Raw genomic sequence first — 1,206 nt, 5'->3', positions numbered from 1 at the left:
ACCAACATATTCGCTAAATTACCTTTTGGCCGCACCATTGGTTTAATAGGGGGGGGACAATTGGCACGCATGCTTGCCATAGCGGCAGCGGAGCTAGGGTTTCGCACGGTTGTGTTTTGTCCTGAGGCAGATTGCCCAGCGGCACAAACAGCAAATGAGCATATTGCCGCGCCCTATGATGATACTTCCGCCTTAGACCGTTTTATTTCTCTGTGTGATATTGTGACCTATGAGTTTGAAAATCTTTCTCTTGAAACGGTTCAATATATAGAGAAGGTCAAAAATGTTTATCCCTCTTCCAAAGCGTTAGAGATTACGCAAGACCGGCTTTTTGAGAAACAATTTTTGCGTGATAAAGCCATTCGCACGGCCACGTGGCACGCTGTTGATGATTATTCTTCTCTTCTTTCGGGGCTCTTGGCATTAGGTGGTCGTGGTCTTTTAAAGACGCGCCGTTTTGGTTATGATGGAAAAAACCAGATCAAGCTGGATCACCCCGATAAGCAAGCGCTCAAAAATGCCTTTACGACATTTCAAGAACAACCTTTAATTTTGGAAGAAATTGTTCCTTTTTTATCGGAAATTTCGGTTCTCTCGGCGCGGACAAAACAAGGGGAACATATTTTTTATGATTGCCCTGAAAATCAGCACAAAAACGGCATTCTTCATAAATCATTTTTACCCTCGCATGTTCCACTTGAGGTACAAAAAGCTGCGCAAGAAATCAGTGTAGCAGTGATGGACGCTCTCTATTATGTCGGTATTCTTTGCATTGAATTTTTTGTTCTCATAGATGGTAGTTTATTAGTGAATGAATTGGCGCCCCGTGTTCACAACTCTGGCCATTGGACGCAAAAGGCGTGTGTAACCTCACAATTTGAGCAACATATCCGTGCCATTTGTGGACTTGGCTTAGGGAGCACATACCGGCACAGCAATTGTCAAATGATCAACCTTCTTGGCAACAATTTGAGTGAAGTCAAATATTTTCTCACACAAGACCACACCTCGGTACATTTATATGGCAAAAGCTCTGCCCAGCCCTTGCGCAAAATGGGACACATCATCCAATTAACAGGACCTGCCACCAAATTTTAACAAGAGATTCCCTCCACACGTAAGAAATAAAGAAGAAAAACAACAAAACGCTCGCTTCGCACAAAGTCTCACCCGCAAAAAACGCCCCTACCAAAGGCACAACAATGC

At 43.6% G+C, this 1,206-nt stretch carries 1 protein-coding gene; it reads left to right on the top strand.

Features of this window, described 5'->3' with window-relative positions; genetic code table 11:
- Positions 1–6: 6 nt before the first annotated feature.
- Positions 7–1,098, top strand: a complete 1,092-nt coding sequence (locus tag BN202_RS05315; protein ID WP_034987532.1) for a 5-(carboxyamino)imidazole ribonucleotide synthase — start codon at positions 7–9, stop codon at positions 1,096–1,098.
- The last annotated feature ends 108 nt before the right edge of the window (positions 1,099–1,206 follow it).

It is taken from the genome of Bartonella florencae (genome assembly GCF_000312525.1).
Taxonomy (GTDB): Bacteria; Pseudomonadota; Alphaproteobacteria; order Rhizobiales; family Rhizobiaceae; genus Bartonella; species Bartonella florencae.
Note: the sequence above shows the minus strand (reverse complement) of the source record. Positions and strands in the feature narration are given on the sequence as shown.